Source organism: Dethiosulfovibrio peptidovorans DSM 11002, from assembly GCF_000172975.1.
GTDB classification, from domain to species: Bacteria; Synergistota; Synergistia; order Synergistales; family Dethiosulfovibrionaceae; genus Dethiosulfovibrio; species Dethiosulfovibrio peptidovorans.
On the sequence record NZ_ABTR02000001.1, the window covers coordinates 2,425,679 to 2,446,627 of the forward strand.

Consider the following 20,949-nt stretch of genomic DNA (forward strand, 5'->3'; position numbering starts at 1 on the left):
AAATGCAAGTATCCCCTGCCATCGCCGCTTCCAAGTCGGACAGGACAGTTCGTCATTATACCTTATAACCCGATCGACGACGATTTGCTTTGACTCTTTAACTCTCGTTGGTATAATTAGGATGAGAGCGACCTGTATGGTGTATAATTCAGCCTCTTACCGGAAACGCTTTTCATTTCAAGAAGGCGATGCTATGATAGGTTGTATGGGGTATACAAGATAATTTTTATTCTTCACCATATCAAGAGGGGGTAATTTTATGGCAAAGCAGTGGAAAACTATGGACGGGAACATGGCTGCGGCCCATGTTTCCTATGCGTTCACCGAGGTGGCGGCTATCTACCCGATAACTCCGTCGTCTCCCATGGCCGAATACGTGGACGAGTGGGCGGCACACGGCAGAAAGAACATATTCGGAAGAACCGTCAAGCTGGCGGAGCTTCAGTCCGAAGCAGGTGCATCCGGAGCCGTCCATGGTTCTCTCTCCGCAGGTTCCCTTACGAGCACCTTTACTGCCTCGCAGGGGCTTATGCTCATGCTTCCCAACATGTACAAAATCGCAGGAGAGTTGCTTCCTGGGGTTTTTGACGTAAGCGCCAGAGCAGTCGCCGGTCACGCTCTCTCCATTTTTGGGGATCACAGCGACGTCACAGCCTGCCGTGCCTCAGGGTTCGCCATGCTGGCATCCGGCAGCGTACAGGAGACCATGGACCTGACGGCGGTAGCCCATCTCTCCGCCATAAGATCCAGCATCCCCTTCCTCAACTTCTTCGACGGTTTCCGTACCTCTCACGAGATACAGAAGATAGAGGTCCTTGATTACGACGATCTGGCCGACCTGGTCGATTGGGACGCTATCAGAGACTTTAAGGAAAGAGCTCTCAACCCCGAGCATCCCTATCTAAAAGGGACCGCCCAGAATCCGGACATCTACTTCCAGGCTAAGGAAGCGGCCAACCGCTTCTATCTCGACGTGCCGGACGTCGTCGAGGACTACATGAACCAGATAAGCGAGCTCACCGGCCGTCACTACGCCCCCTTCAACTACTACGGAGATCCCGAGGCGGAGAACGTCGTCATCCTCATGGGCTCCTCCACCGAGGCTGCCGAGGAGACCGTGGATTATCTTATGGCCAAAGGAGAGAAGGTCGGTATCATCAAGGTCCATCTATACCGCCCCTTCTCGGCCAAGCACTTCTTCAAGGTGCTTCCCGCTACGGTCAAACGTATCGCTGTCCTCGACCGCACCAAGGAACCGGGATCACTCGGAGAGCCCCTCTACGAGGACGTATGCGCCCTCTTCAACGAGAAATCCGAGCGTCCCATCATAGTCGGAGGACGTTACGGCCTCGGTTCGAACGACACCACTCCGAGCTGGCTCAAGACCGTATTCGACAACCTCAAGCTCTACGAGCCCAGAAACCATTTCACCATCGGCATCGTAGACGACGTCACCAGACTGTCCCTTGAGATGAAGGAAGAAATCAACGCGGCTCCGGAGGGGACCATCAGATGTAAGTTCTGGGGTCTCGGTTCGGACGGCACTGTAGGAGCCAATAAGAACGCCATCAAGATCATCGGAGACAACACCGATATGTACGCTCAGGGCTACTTCTCCTACGACTCGAAGAAATCCGGAGGTGTCACCATATCCCACCTTCGCTTCGGCAAGAAGCCCATCAAGTCAACCTACCTCATCAAGGACGCCGACTTCATAGCCTGCCACAAGCAGGAGTACGTCCACCTTTACGACGTACTCGATGGGCTCAGGAAGAACGGCACGTTCCTTCTCAACACCCAGTGGACCGACATGGAGGCTCTGGAGGCCAATCTGCCGGCCAACGTAAAGAGAGCTTTGGCCAAAAAAGAGGCCGATTTCTACGTGATCAACGGAATCGATCTGGGACAGGAGATCGGTCTGGGCAACAGAATCAACATGATAATGATGTCCGCTTTCTTCAAGCTGGCTAAGGTCATCCCCTACGAGGATGCCATCAAGTACATGAAGGAAGCCAACAAGAAGACCTACGGCAAGAAGGGCGATAAGATCGTCGCCATGAACGATACAGCCGTGGACAAGGGAGCGGACGGTCTCATGAAGATAGAGATCCCCGACAGCTGGAAAAACGTAGAGGACACCTGCTGCTGCGAAGAGGACGTGCTTCCCGAGTTCATCAAGGAAGTCTGTAAGCCTATGAACGCTCAGAAGGGCGATCAGCTTCCTGTAAGCGCCTTCGTCGGACGGGAGGATGGAAGCTTCCCCAGCGGAACCGCGGCATATGAAAAACGAGGCGTGGCCATCGACGTTCCCGAGTGGATCATGGACAAGTGCATACAGTGCAACCAGTGTGCCATGGTATGTCCTCACGCTGCCATCAGGCCGGTCCTTCTGAACGAGGACGAGATGTCTCTGGCTCCGAAAAACTTCGAGGTTATAGATGCCAAGGGCAAGGAGCTGGAAGGTCTCAAGTTCAGGATGCAGGTCAGCCCTCTAGACTGTCTTGGATGCGGCAACTGCGCCGACATCTGCCCGGTCAAGGCGCTGGAGATGAAGCCTCTGGCCACCCAGACCGATCCTCAGGCTGAGAACTGGGAGTTCGGCGTTTCGGTAAGCGATAAGTCCGACAGGGTAAACGTAAAGACGGTCAAGGGAAGCCAGTTCTCCCAGCCTCTGCTCGAGTTCTCCGGAGCCTGCGCCGGATGCGGAGAGACTCCCTACGCCAAGCTGATAACCCAGCTCTTCGGAGACAGGATGATCATCGCCAACGCCACGGGATGCTCCTCCATATGGGGCGGATCCGCTCCCAGCATGCCCTACTGCACCAACGCAAAGGGGCAGGGACCCGCTTGGGCTAACTCCCTCTTCGAGGATAACGCCGAATACGGGTACGGAATGGCCCTGTCGGTCAAGAACATCGTCGGAGGCCTGGTAGAGAAGGCAAAGGCTCTGGTCGCCAAGGAGATAGACGAGGACGTCAAGGAAGCCCTTCAGGAATGGCTCGACTCCTACAACGACGGAGACGCCTCCAAGAAAGCCGCCGAAAAGGTTAGATCTATACTCGACAGAGACCTCGGCTGCGCCGAATGCAACGCCCTTCTGGACGACATAGCCGAGCTCGAGGACTACCTTGTCAAGAAGTCCGTCTGGATCTTCGGAGGAGACGGCTGGGCCTACGACATCGGTTACGGCGGACTGGACCACGTCCTGGCCTCCGGTGAGAACGTGAACGTTATGGTCTTCGACACCGAGGTCTACTCAAACACAGGTGGACAGTCCTCCAAAGCCACACCGACCGCCGCCGTAGCCAAGTTTGCCGCATCAGGTAAGAAGATCGCCAAGAAAGACCTGGGACGCATGGCCATGACATACGGCTACGTCTACGTAGCTCAGGTGGCTATGGGAGCGGACAAGAACCAGCTGGTAAAGGCTATGGCCGAGGCCGAGGCATACGACGGACCTTCCCTCATCATCGCCTACGCCCCCTGCATTAACCACGGTCTCAAGGAAGGCATGGGACGCAGCCAGAATCAGGAAAAGAAGGCCGTAGAGGCAGGATACTGGCATCTCTATCGCTACAACCCCGAGGCGGAAGAGGGCAAAAACCCCTTCAGCTTGGATTCCAAGGAGCCCAAGGCTTCCTTCAAGGACTTCATCCTCAGCGAGGTGCGTTACTCCTCACTGACGAAGACCTTCCCCGAGGTGGCGGAACAGCTTTTCGAGACCGCTGAGAGGGACGCCAAGAGGCGCTACGAGACCTATAAGAAGCTGGCCGAGAACTAAAGCATAAAAAATATATTCGGAACAATCTTTCTAAGCGGGAGGCCGTAAAAAGCGGCCTCCCGCCGTTTTTGGTAGTTGACCGAAAGGTGTCGGCCGTGTATAATGCTCCTCGTTGAGGCGGGACGTAGCGCAGCCTGGCTAGCGTACCTGAATGGGGTTCAGGTGGTCGGAGGTTCGAATCCTCTCGTCCCGACCAGAATTATCAACGGGAAGCCGTAAAGGCTTCCCGTTTTTTTCATATTAGGAGGTTCAAGATCCTATGAGAGATGCCCCCTCTTTTACTCCGAAAACCAGCCTGGGACAGAATTTCCTGATCAACAGGGACATAGTCCGAAGAACGGTGGAAAGAGCCGATATAACGAAGAAAGACGTGATCCTCGAGATAGGTCCTGGACAGGGAGTCCTGACGAGGGAGATACTATCGTCTCCATGTTCCCACCTTCATTCCATAGAGATAGACAGAAGACTGGAGCCTTTCCTTAAGGACATAGAGGAAGATGACCGATTTTCCCTCCATTGGGGAGATGGGGTGAAGTTCCCATACGGAGAACTCAGACCGGTTCCCTCCAAGGTAGTAGCAAACATACCCTACCACGTAACGACCCCTTTGATATGGTCTATATTGGAGAAACTGGCTCCCTCTGGCCTTAGCTATATGATACTGATGGTACAGAAGGAGGCAGCGGACCGGCTTGTCGCACAGGCCTGCACCAAGGAGCGTTACCCTCTAGGTATAACCCTGGCAGCCATGGGGTCGGCCAAGACATACATGAAGGTATCCCCCGGGTCCTTCAGGCCTATCCCTAAGGTTTCATCCGCTCTGGTGGAGCTGACGATAGAGAGAAGGAGAGACCTACCCTCAGACAACCTCTGGCGAAAGGTACTTAAGGCAGGATTCTCTCAGAGACGAAAGAAACTGGCAAACAACCTGGTATCCCTCGGGATCAAAAAGGAAGAAATTCTAGACCTAATGGATCGCTCAGGAATTCCATCGGAGGCAAGAGCCGAGACCCTTTCGGTATATCAATGGCTCGAGTTCGTTGAATCCCTAAGACAGACGGTTTAAAAAAAGAGTGGCATGGAAGAGACGGAACGTCTCGACCATGCCACTCTTTCGTGACCGGAAAGCCCTCTAGTTAACCCTGTCCTTGAGCGCTTTTCCAGGACGGAACACGGGGACCTTCTTGGCGGGAATCTCTATGGTCTTCTCGGGATCCTGAGGGTTCCTGCCGGTTCTGGCCGCTCTCTCTCTCACCTCAAAGGTTCCAAATCCGACAAGCTGAACCTTTTCACCCTTTACCAGGGCCTCCTCAACTGACTCCAAAACGGCAGAGACCGCCTCTCCTGCGGCTTTTTTGCTGAGTTCCGCGGATTTAGCCACTGCCTCGATAAGTTCGGTTTTGGTCACGTCAAACTACCTCCTCAAAAGGATAAATAAAACGACTCCTACACGCAGGAAGAACTAAGCTCTCCCTGCTATTTTTATCAGCTCATCCAGTCGTGGTCAAGCCTCAGCGCCTTTTTCCATCGCTATTACGCCAAAAAAGGCGTATAGGTACCCCATCGTAGTCTCCTAGCCTTCTGATTTGATTAACCATATGATTTTCGAAAGACCTGGTAACTATATTTCTGTCGTTCACGAAAAACACGAACATAGGGGGCTCCACACCTGCCTGGGTGCAGTAATAGATTCTAAGAAGCTTCCCCTTTTTGTCGCTGGGGAGCCTCTCGAAGGCCAGAACGTCTCGCAACAGTCCGTTCAGTTTGGTGGTACTGAATCTGTTCCTCCGCCTCTCGTAGACCCCCAATACTGCGCCTAGAAGTTTCGCTCCCACCCCTCTTCCGGTCAAAGCGGAGCAGAATACCAGAGGAGCGTGGTCGACAAAAACTAGGGAGTCTCTAACCGAATCTCTTTTCTCGTCTCCGATTCTCTCTCCGTCGCCTTTGAGAAGATCCCATTTGTTCATAACCAGGACTATCCCCTTGCCTCTCTCCACTATGGAAGAGGCTAGTTTCTTATCCTGATCGGTGACCCCCTCAACCGCGTCCACTACCAGTATGGAGACGTCCGACCGGTCTATGCTCTCCATGGTCCTGACGAAGGAATAATACTCTATATCGTCCTTGAAACGGCTCTTTCGCCTGAGGCCAGCTGTATCTATGAGACGAAGCTTCCTGCCGTCGTCCAGCTCCATGAGAGAATCGATGGAGTCCCTGGTAGTTCCGGGCACGTCACTCACCAAAGAACGGTTTTCACCCAACAGCCTGTTTAGAATACTGGACTTACCTACGTTAGGCCTCCCCACCAGGGCGACCTTTATCTCGTCTTCCTCCTCGAAAAACCTATCGTCCTCGGGAAGAAGCTCGCATACCCTGTCCAAAAGGTCATCTATACCTCTGGCATGTATAGCGCTTATGCCCACGACATCTTGAAAGCCTAGGCCGTATGCTTCGTAGACCAATTCGTCGAACTTCATGTCGTCCAGCTTGTTTACGACAACGATAACCGGTTTCGGAGCGCTCTTTCTAATAACCATGGCTATATCCTCGTCCATCCATGTCAGGCCTTCTCTGCCATCTACGGAAAGGAGGATAACGTCGCTTTCCTCCATAGCCTGGACTATCTGCCCCTTCATTCCTTCCATTATGGGGTCCTCATCCCTCAGTAAAAGGCCTCCGGTATCCACGAGGTAAAAGCTATTCCCTCTCCATTCAACCTGGCCGTAGAGTCTATCCCTGGTAACTCCCGGGACATCGTCCACTATGGCCCTTCTCTCCCCTATCAATCTATTGAACAACGAGGACTTCCCTACGTTGGGACGTCCTACTATGGTTACGATTGCCATCTTTTCCTCCCTAGTCGGTCCAGAGGACCACTTTCGGATATTCGGCGGATCCTATGACATACTCTGATTCCAGGACCACATAAAGCCGATTAAGGTGCTTGACAGCCACCCATATCAGATCCTGAAAGGGATCGGGGTCCATTACGTCCAACCCCGCCGATACCAACTTATCTATAAGTCTTTCCTTGTGCCTGCAACTCACCCTGATCTCCGCAAGATAACGAAACGGCGGAAGTTCCAGCTCCGATCTCTCCAGAAGCTCTCTTCTCCAAAACGAGGTCCATCCGGAGAGGAGGGATACCTGCCAGCCCTTACCGGGGCGTCTGCTTTGAATCACGACCTGTCGCCTCTCCGGAGAAGGTCCTCTCCAGCAAGACTCGGATATCATGGTATAGGCACTGTATCTGGCATCGTGTTCGGATCTCCTTGCCTCTCCATCCGAATCGAGCCAACAGACCAGCCCCACGTCCAAGATATCACATAATTCCAGGCTCTTTCTCGTTCCTACGACCAGCCCCCCCGAGGATAACTCCTTTATCCTGTTACGTCTATCCACAGCCCTCTTGGGATCGTCGGCGGACCAGGTGAAAACCCTCTCCTTCGAGACCACTGCCTGAGCTATCGGTAACAGAGCCTCAAGTCCCGGACGTCTACCCATTATAACCGGACCTCCGCAGTTAGGACACTTATTCGGGATATCGAAGGTCTTTCCGCAACGTACGCAACGTCCCCTTCCTCCAAAGAGCCTCAATGTTCCTCCGCAGTCACATCTGAGAGGATGTTCGCAATCGTCACATTTCAGGTCTCCGACATATCCCTTTCTATCCAGTATCCAGAGGACGACCCTGCCGTTTTCCATCGTATCGAGGGTCCTGGTCATAGTTCCCTCCGCCAAAGGAATTTCGTCGGAAGCTCCAGGTACAGATACCCTGTTCGCATCGTTGAGGTCAATAAAGACGACCCTTGATTCCGACCGTCCACGTTCCTCCTCGGGATGAAGCTTTCGGAACACCCTGGAGGACGGGATCCTACCTCCCACGATCAGACGAGACCCCGAATCCATGGCGAGCCTGGTCAATACGCTCCTGCCATTCAATCGGGGATGACGCTGCATACGATAGGAGTCGTTCCCCTCGTCCTCCACAACGACGAGGTCGGGAGACAAAGGGGCGGCCATAACCCCAGGCCCCCCCACCACGAAACGACAGTTTCCGTCTCTTACGGAGAGCCAGGCCTCCATCTTTTTCTTCCCACCGGTATTGGGCCAGAGGAGCCCTCCAACGATGCCATTGTCCTCCAGCCTTTTCAGAAAAACCTTGGCTCTCAGCTGCTCCGGAAAGGATATTATCGCCCTGGTGCTTCCGTCTCCCAAAAGCTCCTCGTAACGGCTGAGACGATCCTCGTCCAACCAGCGGTAGAAGCCCTCCATGGAAAAAGCTGACCTCTCATCCTTTTTCGATCTATCGACGAAGGGAGAGAGACTCTCTCCCTTCAATAGCTGTTCCGGCAGCATGGAGGAAAGAGCCTGGCCTATGCCACATAGAAAGGAACGACCCACCCAGGCCATAAGACGCCAGGACACGTCCGGTATCGCAGAGGATTCATCCAGAACCTCCATGATCGGCCTTACCTTTTTCTCCGGCCAGGAGGAGGTGTCGTCGCATCTAGAGACGAATCCTATTCGGGATCCTCGTCCTATCGGAACTTTTACCCTGACGCCCGGTTCCAAAGGTCGATCATGACGATAGGTCAACCCCGACCACCAAGGGCCCGGAACCAGGACTTCAGGAAACCAAGTCACATTCAGCGCCCCTCTCGTCGCAAGAGCACCTCGTCCCAGATTATGCTGGCGACCTCCGTCTTATCCCCTTGAACCTCCTTCGAGTTCCCCTGGACGTCAAAGATCGTGACCCTGTTGGTGTCGGTTCCAAATCCGCTTCCCGGTTCGGTGAGATCGTTCGCTACGATAAGGTCCAACCCCTTGGCCCTGAGCTTTCTCCGTGCGTTTTCTTTAAGGTCGTCCGTCTCGGCGGCGAACCCTACCAGGATCTGCCCCTGTTTTTTCATCTCTCCCAGGGTAGCCGCTATATCGGGATTGGCTATCATCGAAAAGGAAACCTCCGATTTCCCCTCCCGTTTTATCTTATGCTCCGATCTGGAGGCGAACCTATAGTCCCCTACAGCTGCGGCCTTTACCATCACGTCACAATCGTCCATGGCTCGGGTGGCAGCGTCGAGCATATCCTCGGCCGAGGTGACGGGTATAACCTGAATGCCATGAGGCGACTCCAGGGCGACCGGTCCCGATATGATACGGACCTCCGCTCCTCTATACCAGGCCTCCTTGGCTATAGAATATCCCATCTTACCGCTGCTGGGATTGGATATATAGCGCACAGGATCCAAAAACTCTCTGGTTGGGCCTGCTGTAACCACCACAGACAAACCTTCCAGATCCTTGGGACGAAGAGCCCTTTCGACCTCCTCCACTATAACGTCCACGTCGGGAAGACGACCTCTGCCCTCGTAGCCGCAGGCCAGGTCCCCCGAATCGGGTTCGACTACAACGTATCCCATGGATTCCAATATATCCAGGTTCCTCCTGGTAGCACTGTGATCCAACATATTGACGTTCATGGCGGGGAAGACTATCACCGGAGCTTTGGAGGCCAAAACTGCTCCGTCCATCACCTTAGAAGCATATCCACCGGCAAGTCTGGCGACGGTATCGGCGGTACAGGGAGCGACCACTATGACGTCGGCCCATTCCGCCAGAGATATATGGGGTATATGCCAACCGGAGTCGTCGGAAAGATAGTCTCGATCACGCCATACCCTGTTATGGGACAAGGTGGCTAGGACCATTGGACTTACGAAAGCCTCCGATGCCTCGGTCATGGCCACCTTAACCTCCCATCCGGACCGGATAAAGCCCCTCACCAGGTGAGGGGCTTTATATGCGGCTATTCCACCGGTCACACACAGAAGGACTCTACTCGATCGAGACAGGTTCTTCATCGGAGGAGACTCCTCCCTCTTCTCCGGTAACCCCCATCTTAACCGAGAGCTTATCCGATTCCAGCTCGGAAAGAGCTATGGAGATCACCTTCTCTCCCTTTCCGGTCTCTTCAAAAGTCCTGCTTCCCCTGTCCTCGCTCAGGCTTCTAGCCCGGGCTGCCACAACTGTGGTCAGAAGATATTTATTTGATACTCCTGAATTTTTTTTAATTTTATCTATGTCGAAAAATTTCAATCTAACCCCTCCTCTTGCCTCGTCCCTCACGATAATCGTAAACGATTTGCTCCAGCTCCGAAACGGCCCTTTGAAGATCGTCGTTGACCACGATATGGTCGTATCTGCTGGCCAATGCCATCTCCTCCAGAGCGTTGTTCAACCTTAGTTTTATGGTTCGTTCGTCCTCAGATCCCCTTCGGCGAAGACGGCGTTCCAACTCTTTCGTAGAAGGCGGAGTTAAAAAAACCGTTATTATATCGGGGCATTTGTCCTTAACCTGTAAGGTACCCTGAACGTCTATCTCCAGCACTACGTCCTTGCCTTCGTCTAGATACCGTTCGACATCGGAGCAGAGGGTACCGTACATATTTCCGTGAACCTCGGCCCACTCCAGGAAATCACCGGCGGCGATCCTGCGTTTGAACTCCTCCTGCTCTATAAAACGATAGTCTACCCCGTCGATCTCTCCCTGTCTCGGAGTTCTGGTGGTACAGGATATGGAAAAGGCCAGCCCCTCCACCCTCCGAAACAGCTCTTTGCGTACGGTTCCCTTACCTGCTCCGCTTGGTCCGGAGAAGACGAACAACCGCCCTCGACAGTTCCGTTTAACCATCTGGTTCTTCGCCGGAAAAACGATTGACGATAGTCTCCGGCTGGATTGCCGACAGAATGACGTGATTGCTGTCGGTCACCAATATAGCCCTTGTCTTCCGCCCCTGAGTGGCATCTACAAGACGACCGGTCTCCCTGGCCTCTTCTTTCAGACGTTTCATCGGAGCCGAGGTGGGATGTATTATGGCCACGACCCTCTCGGCGACTACCATGTTTCCGAATCCTATATGAACGAGCCTCTGTCCCACAGACTATCACTCCACGTTTTGAACCTGTTCCCTAATCCTCTCCAACAAGGATTTTCCGTCGACCACAAGCCATCGTACCTCGGCATCCGCAACCTTGGAGCCCATAGTGTTGATCTCCCTGTTCATCTCCTGGAGAAGAAAATCCAGCTTTCTCCCTCTGGGTCCCCTTTCGTCCAGCAGTTTCTTGAACTGACCTATATGACTGTCCGTACGGGATAGCTCCTCGGATATATCCCATTTATCCGCTATCACCGTCATCTCCTGGGCAAGCCGTCCCTCGTCCATAGATATCTCGAAACGATCTGCCACCGCTTGAACCCTTTCCCTAAGCGATTCGAAGGCATTGTCCGCACATCCCCGCCATAGAGAACCTATCTTGGACACTATTGCCTGATAGTCCTCTAGACATCCGGAGATATCATCAAGAAGCTTTTCTCCCTCAATCTCCCTCATAGAGACCAGCTCATCCAGTCCTCTATCGGTGAGATCGGCTAAAACAGACGATATCTCGTCTTTCATCGACGAAGAAGACGCGGATGGAAGATCCAAAACCCCGGGCAATCCTAGAATTCCGTTCAAGGGAAGCTCGTCTGATCCGTCCCCCATGGATAACACCACGTCTTTCACCTGTGACAGATAGGAGCTAAGGACATCTGGATTTATCCTGCCCATGCGACACTCGGAAGCCCATGAAAGCTCTACCCTGACCTGGACCTTTCCTCTATTGAGTCTTTTCTTAACGGCACCCTGTATCAGTGGATCCTCCGAGGCCAGTTCTCTACCTGACTTCACGAAGACCTCCAGATATCGGGAGTTGACGCTGGAGAATTCCACGGTCAAGGTGCCCCAATCCTTATCCACCGAGACTCGGCTAAAACCGGTCATGCTTGTCAACATAACGATCAATCCACCTCCGTTTTTCTACAGACCTGTCCTGAAGACGAGCTTTTCCAAGACGGGGGTTATTTCTTTTACATCCCATTTCGACGCGCTTATCGCCTCTACGTCCTCGCCTTCGGATCTTATCCTGGTCAGGAGACCGTCCAGGGTGGATCTATCTATGAGGTCCGCCTTGTTCAGAAAGACCGCCCGAGGGATCTCTATGGCGTCTATATCCCTGAGGGTATCTCTAACAACCCTAAGGGTCTCAAGCGCATCCGGATCACTTCCGTCGAGCATGACCAACAAAAAGTCGGCCGCAACCGCCTCTTCTAAAGTCGTCCTGAAGGCCGCTATCAAGGTGGGAGGGAGCTCCCTTATGAACCCTACCGTGTCGGTCAGGAGGATCGTCCGTCCATCGGACATGGATATCGAACGTACCAACGTGTCCAATGTTGCAAAAAGGGCGTCGGCCACGTATATGGATCTGTCTCCCGATAGGCGGCGTAGAAGGGTCGATTTCCCACTGTTAGTATATCCGACCATAGCTACAGTAACTATATCGGAACGGCTACGTCGCTTCCGTTGATTTCTTCGTCTCTTCTTTACCTGGACAAGTTTTCTCGTTATATCTCTTATACGCCTCTCGAGCTTTCTCCTGTGTCTCTCGAACTCGGTCTCGCCGGGCCCTCTGGTGCCTATACCGCCCCCCAATCTGGACATCTGATGTCCCAGACCGCGAAGATGGGGCAATTCATAGCGGCATCGGGCCAGTTCCACCTGAAGCTTCGCCTCCGATGTCCTGGCCCGTTCCTCGAATATCTTCATTATGACCAAAGGTCTGTCCCAGACGTACCGCCCCGACTCCGCCTTCAGATTCGCCATCTGTCTAGGGGTCAAAGGCCTATCGCTGACGATCAGTCCTGCGTCGACCACATCGCAGACCCTCTTGAGATCCCTTGCCTTGCCGGACCCTAAGAAGAAAGCGGGGTCCGGAGAATCCCGCTTTTGAATTACCCTCTCGACAACGTCCACGTCCAGGTTCGCCAATAGAAGCTCAAGCTCAAGAAGAAGGCGCTCTCCCTCCTCCAGACGCTCCAAAGCGATTAAAACCGCTCTACGCCTTTCATCCGCCAAGGGCTACCGCCTCCATGGAACTGAGAGATTCTCTCAGTTCGGACAGTATCAACGAACGACATTCCCTGGAGGATACGCCGTTTTCTAGCATCCTGGATGGATCGATAGGATCTCCGAACCGGACCTCTATGGAGCTCCAGCCGATCTTGCTGGCACCTACCGGCATAGCGTCGAAGGTTCCGGATATATAAGCCGGGACGATAGGCACTCCGGTCCTAACCGCCAATAGGGCGACTCCCCCCTCCAGATCCTTCAACCTACCGTCCAAGGACCGGGCACCTTCGGGAAAAAGGAGAACCGACTCTCCCCCCTCGAGAAGCTGTAGAAACGTCCTTAGGGCACCTCCGGCACTCAAGGAGGAATCCCTGCTGACCGGGATGGCTCCCAACGTCCTTATCAACCAGGCGAAAAGACGTGATCCCTCGAAAAGCTCCACCTTGGCCAGATATCTTAAACGATCGGGAAAGGCGGCACCTAAAACCACTGGGTCGAGGTTGCTACAGTGGTTGGCCACCATTATGAAAGGCCTCTCCACAGGTATTTTATCCTTGCCCGCTACCCTGAGACGATTATGAATCTTCAAGAAAACGAAACAAAACCGCCTCACCAATTGATATATAAAAGAGTTAATCATGTCGAACCTCCGAAGCGATGGAGACGATTTTCGCCACCACTTCGTCGATCGTCATATCCGATGAATCGATGAGAACCGAATCAGCGGCCTTTCTCAGAGGGGAACAGGCCCTATCCATGTCGGCCCTGTCCCTTCGTCTTATATCCTCCAGGATAGAGTCGAAGGGAAAATCCTCCCCTTTTTCTCTCAACTCACGCCAACGACGATCGGCTCTGGTCTCCTCCGAGGCGGACAGATATACCTTCAAAGGAGCTAGGGGGAACACCACCGTCCCCATATCTCTACCGTCGGCGACCAAACCACCGGAAAGGGCCTGCTCCCTCTGTAGATCCAAAAGTTTGTCTCTGACCGAGGGAAGGGCCGAATAGGACGAAGCGATGGAGTCCACCCTAGGGGTACGGATCATGTCGGTCACGTCGACATCGTCCACGGTGACCCTGCCGCCTTCGAGTAAAACGGAAATAGATCTAAGAGACCTATTCAGGTCCTCTCCCTCCTCGGGAGGAATACCACGGCTGTCCAATATATAGGCGAGGGCTCTGTAAAGAGCCCCTGTGTCCAGATAGGGTATTCCTAACTCGGATGCGACCCTCCTGGCCACGGTACTCTTTCCGGCACCGGCAGGACCGTCGACGGTGATAACTATATTTTTAGATGCCATAGCAGGCCTTATTCCTCCATGAGTTCCATCTCTTCAGATACCTTGTCCATGATGTCGACCAAATCGGACAAGAGTTCCTCGACCTCTCCCTCTAGTCCTAAACGTTGGAGGACCGTCTCCGACATGGAATACTGAAGGGCATCCGCCCCACCGCTTACTCCCAGCATCAATACCAAGGAGTTGGCCAGGTGGATGATGTCAACGAGTCCTCTGTATTCCTGAAGATCCTCCGGAAGTTCGTCGGGTGAGTACTGATACTGAATAGCCACCTTGTGGGACTCGGGCAAATTCCACTTCTCCACCAGCATGGCTCCCACCTGGGCGTGATCGAACCCCAATACCATCCGTTCCGCCTCCACGAAGGGGATCTTATCGGTATCCACGATGCGTACTATTATCTGGTAACCGAATTTTATATAGTCGTTGAGAACTATCTTGCCTATGGCGTGAAGCATACCTACGATATAGGCCTCATCGGGAAGGCAGGCCTTGGTCCTCTCCGCCAGATATCTGGCCGCATAGGCTACGCTGAGAGAGTGTTTCCACAGGTCTCCTCTATCTAGGGCGTAACCGGCAAAGGAGTTGTCCATCCTCTGATAGACCGTGGCGGCTATGACCAGGTTTTTGATCGTTTTATAGCCCAGAAGTGCTACCGCCTCCTGAATGCTGGAGATCTTTCTGGGAAGCCCGTAAAAAGCCGAGTTCGCCAACTTCAAAGTTCTTATGACCAAGCCCTCGTCCTTTGAGAGACTGCCTGCGACGTTATACGCGCTGCTGTCCGGGTTATCCAATGCTCTCAAGGTCTCCATGACAAACTGAGGGAAGGATTTGACCTCCTTCAGCCTGCTGAGGATACGATTCTGTATCAGCTGTCTGGTTCGATCATCCATCAACCCATCTCCTGCCTTGAACTAGACGCTTCCTCCCTGACGGATAAGTCGCCATAACCGTTGGAGTTCCACAACACAGTATTCTCCTGATTTGAGTTTTCTCAACTCCATTCTACCAACTTTTCTACGAAAGAGGACATTCACCGAGAGGGAAAAATGAGACGCCATTATCCTGATCTCCCTTTTAAGCCCCTCTTGTAGGACTATCGAGACCCACCTTCTGGCAGGTTTTCTATCCATCACCCGAATCGAAACCGGAGATACGACCTTTCCGTTTATCGGAACACCCTTGCGCCAGGAGAAAAGGTTCTCTTCCGTAAGGGCTTCGCCCAGCAATACCTCGTAGGTCTTTTGATAGCCAGCACTAGGATGTATCAAAGAATTACAGAAATCGCCGTCGTTCGTCAAGACCAGGAGGCCCTCGCTTTGCCTGTCAAGACGCCCGACAGGATAGATCCTCTTAGCCCTCAGGTCAGGGGACAAAAGGCCTACCACAGTAGGATAAAAACGATCCTCGACAGCACAAACGTAACCTTTGGGCTTGTTCATAACGATATAGACGGACTTCTGAAAGCATACTGATTTTCCGTCCACTGACACCTGGTCTTCTTCCGATATATCCATGGCAGGATCGGTGGCGGTCACGTTTTCTACCTTCACCCTACCGGTTCTAATTATATCCTCGGACCTACGCCGGGATGCAACTCCGCACAAAGCAAGATACCTATTGAGCCTCACTATCGTCGTCCTCCCGTCGAGAGCGCAGCTCTTCTATCTCGGATACAGTGGGCAAATCGGAGATAGCCCCCAAACCGAAGACCTTGAGAAAGGAATCGGTGGTCCTGTAGAGGAGAGGTGATCCGGTGCTCTTCTTTCTCCCCGAGATACGTACCAGACCGTGGCTCAGCAGAGTCTCTATCACCCTCTCGCAACGCACGCCTCTGATATCCTCTATTTCCGATCGGGTTACAGGTTGATTATAAGCCACAACGGCTAGAGTCTCCAGAGCCGCCTTGCTCAATCTGATACGTTCCCTCTCGTTTGCCTCCCTGAAACTGTCGACGGCGTCAGCGACGTCCAAGACGGTGCAAAGATGCCATGCACCACCCAAAAAGGCCACCTCTACTCCGTGAGATCCTTCCCTGTATTTTTCAGAGAGGGCCTTCAGACCGCCTAGGGCTGTATTCTCGTCTATTCCCACCGCTTCGGCGAGCTCCGTCGCCGTAGCTCCCTCGGAAGCGACGAAAAGGACCGCCTCGATGCGTTTAAGAACAGAAAGCCCTTTATCTTCTTGAAAGAACGAGGACATCACCAAATTGATCCTCCTGCCTAAGGCTTATTCTGTTTCCTCTGGAAAGCTCCAAGAGGGCCAGAATCGTAACTACCAACTCGGAAGCTCCGGGTCTACCCCTCAGGAAGGTGGAAAGGTAGATCCTACCGTCGCCGAGCTCTTCCATTATCAGGCCCATTCTGTTCTCCACCTGGTTTTCCTCGGGAATAGGGGCGGGCATCCCCGCCAGATGGTCGTCCTCCCATGTATCTTCGGGATCGGAGAAGACCATCTCCCTGGATTTCATCAGACACCACCAGATAGAGGAGAGGGAGTAAAGGTCCCCTATATCGTAGGACGGCGGAAGAGGCAGGGAGTTCCTGAAGGAACGACGTCCCGCTTCGGCCAGGAGCTCTGCCAGAAGACCGGCGGCCTTCCTGTAGGGGCGATAACGCAGAAGCATATCCTCGATATCCGGCGATTCCTCCACGAACTCCTGATCCCAGACCTCGTCGGTGTTATCGGTAACCTTCTGAGGCATCAGAGCCAGAGCCTTGTCCAATATGAGTCGAGCGGCCTGGACCAAAAAATGGGCCACCGCCTCTATCGGGACCTCGCCTTTTTGAGCGTGATAGACACCGTAAATCCTTACAACCTCGGCGACGCTGACCGAAGAGGCCTCTATCTCGCGACTCTCCACCATATGACAGAGCAAATCCAGAGGCCCGGAAAAACCATCGATATCGATGCGGATCATCGCATCACCCCCGATTCATACAAGGATGGACCGCAGGTCTATCTACGAGGGACGAAACCGATACCTTCCAAAACAGCGTCCATTGTCTCTCTGGCGACGACTCTGGCCTTGTCGGCTCCGTTCCACAAAATATCGTCAAGGGTTTCCTGACGAGACTCGTAATAGGCCCGTCTCTCCCAGATCGGAGACATCATGGACACCACGTGCTCCTTCAAAGCCTTTTTACACTGGACGCATCCGATGGAACCGGTCCTGCAACCGGAGGCAAGATCGGCCTTTTCGTCCTCGTCGTGATTGAATACCTTATGGATATCCCATACCGGACACTTGTCGGGGTCCCCTGGATCGGTCTTTCTCTCCCTGGCTGGATCGGTCATCATGGTCCTGAGCTTATTCCACATCTCCTTTTCAGTATCGGCTATGTTAATGCTGTTACCGTAGGATTTGCTCATTTTTCTACCGTCCGTGCCTGGTACTTTAGGTGTAGGGGTAAGAAGGATATCCGGCTCGGGAAACACCTCGCCGTAGAAGTTGTTGAACCGGCGAGCGATCTCTCTGGTGATCTCCAGGTGAGCCGACTGATCCTCCCCGACAGGGACTACGGAAGATCTGTACAGAAGTATATCGGCGGCCATCAGGACGGGATATCCCAGAAAGCCGAAGGTGCTGAGGTCCTTGTTCTGTATGTTTAGGATCTGCTCCTTGTAAGTCGGGTTTCTCTGAAGCCACCCGAGAGGCGTCACCATTCCCAAAGCCAGGGACAGCTCCGCATGCTCTGGGACGTGGGATTGAACGAATATGGTCGATTTCTCCGGATCAAGGCCCACAGCGAGCCAATCCAGCAGAACCTCCCGACAGTTTCCCTTTATGACCGAGCTGTTGGCGTAATCGGACATCATGGCGTGCCAGTCAACAATGCCATAGAAACAATCGTATCCCGGATCCTCCTGAAGCTTTATCCAATTCGATAAAGCACCTGCCATATGCCCCAGATGCAGCTTACCGGTAGGTCTCATTCCGCTAAAAGTTCTAAGTTTCATATCTAGAAGAAGCTCCTTTCCTCACCCAGTCAGGTTAAACGAGCTCTCCCGAACAGGACGGCCTCTCCAGCAATAGGGTATCCAATCCGGACAACCTACCTACGTGAGCGGCCAAATCCCCCATGGAAGCCCATTCCATCTCGCCGTGATCAACCTCCAGGACCGACAGTCCAGAAGCTACGGCATCCTGCACATCGTGATACTTCACGTCTGCCGTTATATACACTTCGGCTCCGGCAGCCAGAGCATCTCTCCACAGAGAACCTCCCGATCCGCCGCACAAAGCGACCTTAGAGACCGTCCTGTCGGGATCTCCGTGAAGTCGGGCGAATGAAAGTCGCCATCGATCCTTTGCCGACAAAGCGAGGGTCCTGAAGGAACGGGACTCCAGGTTTCCTACTGCCCCTATACCCCATCCCCTGTTCTCGAACAGCATCGGCTCCACCGAGCCTAGCCCTATCGAGTTCGCCAGAGAGACGTTCGTCCCCACCGGGGAATTATCCCAACTGGTATGGCAACAGAGAATCGACATGTCTCTCTCTATCAACTCGAAGACCGCCGCGTTGGAAGGTATTGAAGGATCAAGACGCCGGAGAGGAGAGAAGATGAGAGGATGATGGGTGACGAGACAGTCGCACCCAGCACTTGAGGCAGATCGAACGATCTCCGCCGTAGGATCGAGAGCGACGGCTATATGGTCGACGTTCCCCGATCGGGATCTCAACAGAACTCCGCAGTTGTCCCAATCCTCCGCCCAGGCCAAAGAAGCCACTTCTTCCATCACACGGCTCAAACCGTCTATATTCATCATTTCCCCCCACTCGTGTTTTTTCCTAAAAAAAAAGCCGCTCCCGAAGGAACGGCTTAGCTCTTGGTGGGCCCACCAGGACTCGAACCTGGAACCTTCCGGTTATGAGCCGGTGGCTCTGACCAGTTGAGCTATGGGCCCGGAACGGCGCTTATTATAACCGGTACTACCGTCTTGTTCAAGAGGCAAAATCGCCGATTTGAGGTTTTATTTTATTCCTCCACCGTTATGCACGATACGGGACAACTATCCCTGGCCTCATCCACACAATCCGCCCCTTCAGGGCGAAGGACCCTCGCTATCCCTTTCGACTCGTCAAGGGTGAAGGCATCTGGACAAATTTGGACACACACTCCACAGCCAATGCATTTATCGCTGTCGATACTGACACGCATATAAGGGCACCCCCCTCATAGTGGGGCATTCTATACCATAGATTCGCCGGCGTCAATCTAAGTGTATACAAAAAATCAACCCGAGATGGACACTCTAGCCCCCTCGCCGGACATATCCAGACGAAGCAAGGCGGAATAACTCTCTATGGCCTTTTTTCGAGGCTCCAAAGCGGCGAGAAATACACCTATCCCGACAAGCTCTGCTTTGAACTCCCTGACTACCTGGCACATCCCGGAAGCGGTGCTTCCACCTCGCATGAAATCATCTATAACCAAAACTCTGCTGCCCTGGCATATTTGCTTGGTCCCCATATACATGGCTCGGACATCTCCGGTCTGTGTGGCGAAATGGACGCATACGGCGGGGCCATCGCTTGCCCTGTTCCTAAATCGACACACGGCCAACGGAACGCCTAGTGCCTGGGCGGTGGACATTCCAAGCGGGATACCCTTTACCTCCGACGTCATAACCACATCCGGACGAATATCGTAGAAATCGGAGGCCAATATCAGCCCCAGCTCCCAGGTAAACTTAGGGTTGAACAGTATATCGCTGTAGTATATCAGTCCGCTGGGAAGAATCCTGTCCTCCTTGGAAAGTACATCGGCAAGTCGAGCCAGAAAAACCTCTCTTCTAGCTCTAGACACCTGAGGCACGAAAAAAGCCCCTCCGGATCTGCCTCTGTCCACTCGAACCCGCCCCAAGCCCTCGGCCTGAAGGGCCTCGTCTATGATGGAAACGTCGTCGCTTACCACAGTCTTGGACACATCGAAATCGTCTGCCAACGACGTGACCGAGAATTGGCGCGAAGGGCAGGTCAAAAGTTTAGATACTATCCTTATAAGCCTCCCGGTGCGTTGTCCTTTCATAATCTACCATCACTCCACCAATATTATTTTTTCGACACATTCAAGCCCATAAAGATGACCTAACCTACCCCTTGCAAGACTACCTTTTCGATATAAGGCGAAAACCGCGCTGCCGCTGCCGCTGAGTCCCCAGGCCAAGGCTCCGGATTTTTCGATGCCATCGAATATCGACCTGTATTCGGGATGAGAGACCATAAGAGGCTTCAGAAAATCGTTGGGAAGAAGCCCTATTTTAGATCCCTTGGAAAGCCCCTTCACTATGGATAGGGCCTCCTGCCGGGCCTCCTCCGGACCTTTAGGCCAGACACCTGAAAAATAGCGATCGAGAGCTCCATAGGCCTCTAAAGTGGCAGAACGCCAGACTGGGATCAAGAGGGCGCAGTCGAGCTCCAAAGGGGGGAGAAAACTCACGTCCTCCCCAACTCCCTCGACCAGGGCCAGAGATACGTCCTGGGCGAAAAAAGGCAGATCCGCCCCTACGGAAGCCAGGGCATCCGGATGAGGTAGGTTCTTGCGACACGAATCGATCCACTTATATACGGCCACACCGTTCCCTGAACCACATCCAAGCCCCGTTCCGGGAGGAATTTCTTTATTTATGGACACCAAGAGAGAGGGGACCGAAACTCCTCCTCCACGGAGAAGATCGATCACCCTCTTGACTAAATTGACGCCGTCTATCGGTATATTCCTCACCTCTACGACATCATCGACATCTTGCTTTTTTAACGGAACGATACTCAAGGACTCCAACGACGGCATTCTCATGAAAACCGATACCAGATCGTGATAGCCGTTTTCCCTTCGGCCGACGATTCTCAACGATAGGTTTATCTTACCGTCGCTGGGAACAAGGATCTCCATGATAGAATCACTCCTGAAAAAG

At 53.3% G+C, this 20,949-nt stretch carries 22 protein-coding genes and 2 tRNA genes; 3 read left to right on the forward strand and 21 right to left on the reverse strand.

Annotated elements, in window-relative coordinates:
- Window positions 1-259: 259 nt before the first annotated feature.
- From nifJ to rsmA, 3 genes are all read left to right on the forward strand, one after another.
- Window positions 260-3,781 (forward strand): pyruvate:ferredoxin (flavodoxin) oxidoreductase, encoded by a 3,522-nt coding sequence (nifJ, locus tag DPEP_RS11745; protein WP_005662339.1) that lies wholly within the window; start codon window positions 260-262, stop codon window positions 3,779-3,781.
- A gap of 118 nt (window positions 3,782-3,899) precedes the next feature.
- Window positions 3,900-3,977: transfer RNA gene (locus DPEP_RS11750), tRNA-Pro, on the forward strand.
- Window positions 3,978-4,040: 63 nt separating this feature from the next.
- A complete protein-coding gene (rsmA, locus tag DPEP_RS11755) occupies window positions 4,041-4,847 on the forward strand; it encodes a 16S rRNA (adenine(1518)-N(6)/adenine(1519)-N(6))-dimethyltransferase RsmA (RefSeq protein WP_005662340.1) in 807 nt (268 codons plus the stop codon).
- A gap of 66 nt (window positions 4,848-4,913) precedes the next feature.
- Here rsmA and DPEP_RS11760 read toward each other — a convergent pair whose 3' ends face one another.
- The 21 genes from DPEP_RS11760 to DPEP_RS11855 form a co-directional block, all read right to left on the reverse strand.
- Window positions 4,914-5,189, reverse strand: coding sequence for an HU family DNA-binding protein (locus tag DPEP_RS11760; protein WP_005662342.1), 276 nt, complete (start codon window positions 5,187-5,189; stop codon window positions 4,914-4,916).
- A gap of 103 nt (window positions 5,190-5,292) precedes the next feature.
- Window positions 5,293-6,627, reverse strand: coding sequence for a ribosome biogenesis GTPase Der (der, locus tag DPEP_RS11765; protein WP_005662343.1), 1,335 nt, complete (start codon window positions 6,625-6,627; stop codon window positions 5,293-5,295).
- Window positions 6,628-6,637: 10 nt separating this feature from the next.
- The gene (locus tag DPEP_RS11770; protein ID WP_040382657.1) at window positions 6,638-8,428 is read right to left on the reverse strand and encodes a primosomal protein N' family DNA-binding protein; all 1,791 of its coding nucleotides are present in this window, start codon (window positions 8,426-8,428) and stop codon (window positions 6,638-6,640) included.
- Between the two features lie 2 nt (window positions 8,429-8,430).
- Window positions 8,431-9,645 carry a bifunctional phosphopantothenoylcysteine decarboxylase/phosphopantothenate--cysteine ligase CoaBC gene (gene coaBC / locus DPEP_RS11775; protein ID WP_005662347.1) on the reverse strand — a complete coding sequence of 405 codons (1,215 nt, stop codon included), beginning with the start codon at window positions 9,643-9,645 and terminating at the stop codon, window positions 8,431-8,433.
- Window positions 9,620-9,880 (reverse strand): DNA-directed RNA polymerase subunit omega, encoded by a 261-nt coding sequence (rpoZ, locus tag DPEP_RS11780; RefSeq protein ID WP_005662348.1) that lies wholly within the window; start codon window positions 9,878-9,880, stop codon window positions 9,620-9,622. Before rpoZ ends, coaBC begins: the two co-directional genes overlap by 26 nt.
- Before the next feature lies 1 nt (window position 9,881).
- Window positions 9,882-10,475 (reverse strand): guanylate kinase, encoded by a 594-nt coding sequence (gmk, locus tag DPEP_RS11785; RefSeq protein WP_040382660.1) that lies wholly within the window; start codon window positions 10,473-10,475, stop codon window positions 9,882-9,884.
- The gene (locus tag DPEP_RS11790; RefSeq protein WP_005662351.1) at window positions 10,468-10,722 is read right to left on the reverse strand and encodes a DUF370 domain-containing protein; all 255 of its coding nucleotides are present in this window, start codon (window positions 10,720-10,722) and stop codon (window positions 10,468-10,470) included. Before DPEP_RS11790 ends, gmk begins: the two co-directional genes overlap by 8 nt.
- 6 nt (window positions 10,723-10,728) lie before the next feature.
- The gene (locus DPEP_RS11795) at window positions 10,729-11,607 is read right to left on the reverse strand and encodes a YicC/YloC family endoribonuclease (protein ID WP_206740460.1); all 879 of its coding nucleotides are present in this window, start codon (window positions 11,605-11,607) and stop codon (window positions 10,729-10,731) included.
- A gap of 36 nt (window positions 11,608-11,643) precedes the next feature.
- Complete coding sequence (gene hflX / locus DPEP_RS11800) at window positions 11,644-12,738, reverse strand: GTPase HflX (RefSeq protein ID WP_005662357.1); 1,095 nt, start codon at window positions 12,736-12,738, stop codon at window positions 11,644-11,646.
- Window positions 12,728-13,321, reverse strand: a complete 594-nt coding sequence (locus tag DPEP_RS11805) for a lysophospholipid acyltransferase family protein (RefSeq protein WP_241760481.1) — start codon at window positions 13,319-13,321, stop codon at window positions 12,728-12,730. Before DPEP_RS11805 ends, hflX begins: the two co-directional genes overlap by 11 nt.
- Before the next feature lie 43 nt (window positions 13,322-13,364).
- Window positions 13,365-14,033: a (d)CMP kinase gene (gene cmk / locus DPEP_RS11810; protein ID WP_005662362.1), complete on the reverse strand. Its 669-nt coding sequence runs from the start codon at window positions 14,031-14,033 to the stop codon at window positions 13,365-13,367.
- 8 nt (window positions 14,034-14,041) lie between these two features.
- Window positions 14,042-14,923, reverse strand: a complete 882-nt coding sequence (locus DPEP_RS11815) for an HDOD domain-containing protein (protein ID WP_005662364.1) — start codon at window positions 14,921-14,923, stop codon at window positions 14,042-14,044.
- 21 nt (window positions 14,924-14,944) lie between these two features.
- A complete protein-coding gene (locus tag DPEP_RS11820; RefSeq protein ID WP_005662366.1) occupies window positions 14,945-15,661 on the reverse strand; it encodes a pseudouridine synthase in 717 nt (238 codons plus the stop codon).
- Window positions 15,648-16,232, reverse strand: coding sequence for an SMC-Scp complex subunit ScpB (gene scpB / locus DPEP_RS11825; protein ID WP_005662368.1), 585 nt, complete (start codon window positions 16,230-16,232; stop codon window positions 15,648-15,650). Before scpB ends, DPEP_RS11820 begins: the two co-directional genes overlap by 14 nt.
- Window positions 16,207-16,950: a segregation and condensation protein A gene (locus DPEP_RS11830; RefSeq protein WP_005662369.1), complete on the reverse strand. Its 744-nt coding sequence runs from the start codon at window positions 16,948-16,950 to the stop codon at window positions 16,207-16,209. The genes scpB and DPEP_RS11830 overlap by 26 nt, the downstream gene beginning before the upstream one ends.
- Before the next feature lie 38 nt (window positions 16,951-16,988).
- A complete protein-coding gene (gene trpS, locus DPEP_RS11835) occupies window positions 16,989-17,990 on the reverse strand; it encodes a tryptophan--tRNA ligase (protein ID WP_005662371.1) in 1,002 nt (333 codons plus the stop codon).
- Between the two features lie 34 nt (window positions 17,991-18,024).
- Window positions 18,025-18,801, reverse strand: a complete 777-nt coding sequence (locus tag DPEP_RS13125) for a Nif3-like dinuclear metal center hexameric protein (protein WP_083797608.1) — start codon at window positions 18,799-18,801, stop codon at window positions 18,025-18,027.
- A gap of 61 nt (window positions 18,802-18,862) precedes the next feature.
- A tRNA-Ile gene (locus tag DPEP_RS11845) sits at window positions 18,863-18,939 on the reverse strand.
- A gap of 71 nt (window positions 18,940-19,010) precedes the next feature.
- Window positions 19,011-19,193 (reverse strand): ferredoxin, encoded by a 183-nt coding sequence (locus tag DPEP_RS13130; RefSeq protein ID WP_005662375.1) that lies wholly within the window; start codon window positions 19,191-19,193, stop codon window positions 19,011-19,013.
- A 75-nt stretch (window positions 19,194-19,268) separates the two neighbouring features.
- Window positions 19,269-20,063, reverse strand: a complete 795-nt coding sequence (locus DPEP_RS11850; RefSeq protein WP_005662378.1) for a phosphoribosyltransferase family protein — start codon at window positions 20,061-20,063, stop codon at window positions 19,269-19,271.
- A gap of 9 nt (window positions 20,064-20,072) precedes the next feature.
- A complete protein-coding gene (locus DPEP_RS11855) occupies window positions 20,073-20,927 on the reverse strand; it encodes a 4-(cytidine 5'-diphospho)-2-C-methyl-D-erythritol kinase (protein WP_005662380.1) in 855 nt (284 codons plus the stop codon).
- Window positions 20,928-20,949 lie beyond the last annotated feature (22 nt).

Bases quoted from the DNA above. Each gene is read 5' to 3' on its own strand.
- cmk (WP_005662362.1), bottom strand. From the start codon at position 14,033: ATGGCATCTAAAAATATAGTTATCACCGTCGACGGTCCTGCCGGTGCC.
- scpB (WP_005662368.1), bottom strand. From the start codon at position 16,232: ATGTCCTCGTTCTTTCAAGAAGATAAAGGGCTTTCTGTTCTTAAACGC.
- der (WP_005662343.1), bottom strand. From the start codon at position 6,627: ATGGCAATCGTAACCATAGTAGGACGTCCCAACGTAGGGAAGTCCTCG.
- DPEP_RS13130 (WP_005662375.1), bottom strand. From the start codon at position 19,193: ATGCGTGTCAGTATCGACAGCGATAAATGCATTGGCTGTGGAGTGTGT.
- DPEP_RS11830 (WP_005662369.1), bottom strand. From the start codon at position 16,950: ATGATCCGCATCGATATCGATGGTTTTTCCGGGCCTCTGGATTTGCTC.
- DPEP_RS11815 (WP_005662364.1), bottom strand. From the start codon at position 14,923: ATGGATGATCGAACCAGACAGCTGATACAGAATCGTATCCTCAGCAGG.
- DPEP_RS11855 (WP_005662380.1), bottom strand. From the start codon at position 20,927: ATGGAGATCCTTGTTCCCAGCGACGGTAAGATAAACCTATCGTTGAGA.
- gmk (WP_040382660.1), bottom strand. From the start codon at position 10,475: ATGGTTAAACGGAACTGTCGAGGGCGGTTGTTCGTCTTCTCCGGACCA.
- DPEP_RS13125 (WP_083797608.1), bottom strand. From the start codon at position 18,801: ATGATGAATATAGACGGTTTGAGCCGTGTGATGGAAGAAGTGGCTTCT.
- nifJ (WP_005662339.1), top strand. From the start codon at position 260: ATGGCAAAGCAGTGGAAAACTATGGACGGGAACATGGCTGCGGCCCAT.
- DPEP_RS11795 (WP_206740460.1), bottom strand. From the start codon at position 11,607: ATGACCGGTTTTAGCCGAGTCTCGGTGGATAAGGATTGGGGCACCTTG.
- coaBC (WP_005662347.1), bottom strand. From the start codon at position 9,645: ATGAAGAACCTGTCTCGATCGAGTAGAGTCCTTCTGTGTGTGACCGGT.
- DPEP_RS11850 (WP_005662378.1), bottom strand. From the start codon at position 20,063: ATGAAAGGACAACGCACCGGGAGGCTTATAAGGATAGTATCTAAACTT.
- trpS (WP_005662371.1), bottom strand. From the start codon at position 17,990: ATGAAACTTAGAACTTTTAGCGGAATGAGACCTACCGGTAAGCTGCAT.
- rsmA (WP_005662340.1), top strand. From the start codon at position 4,041: ATGAGAGATGCCCCCTCTTTTACTCCGAAAACCAGCCTGGGACAGAAT.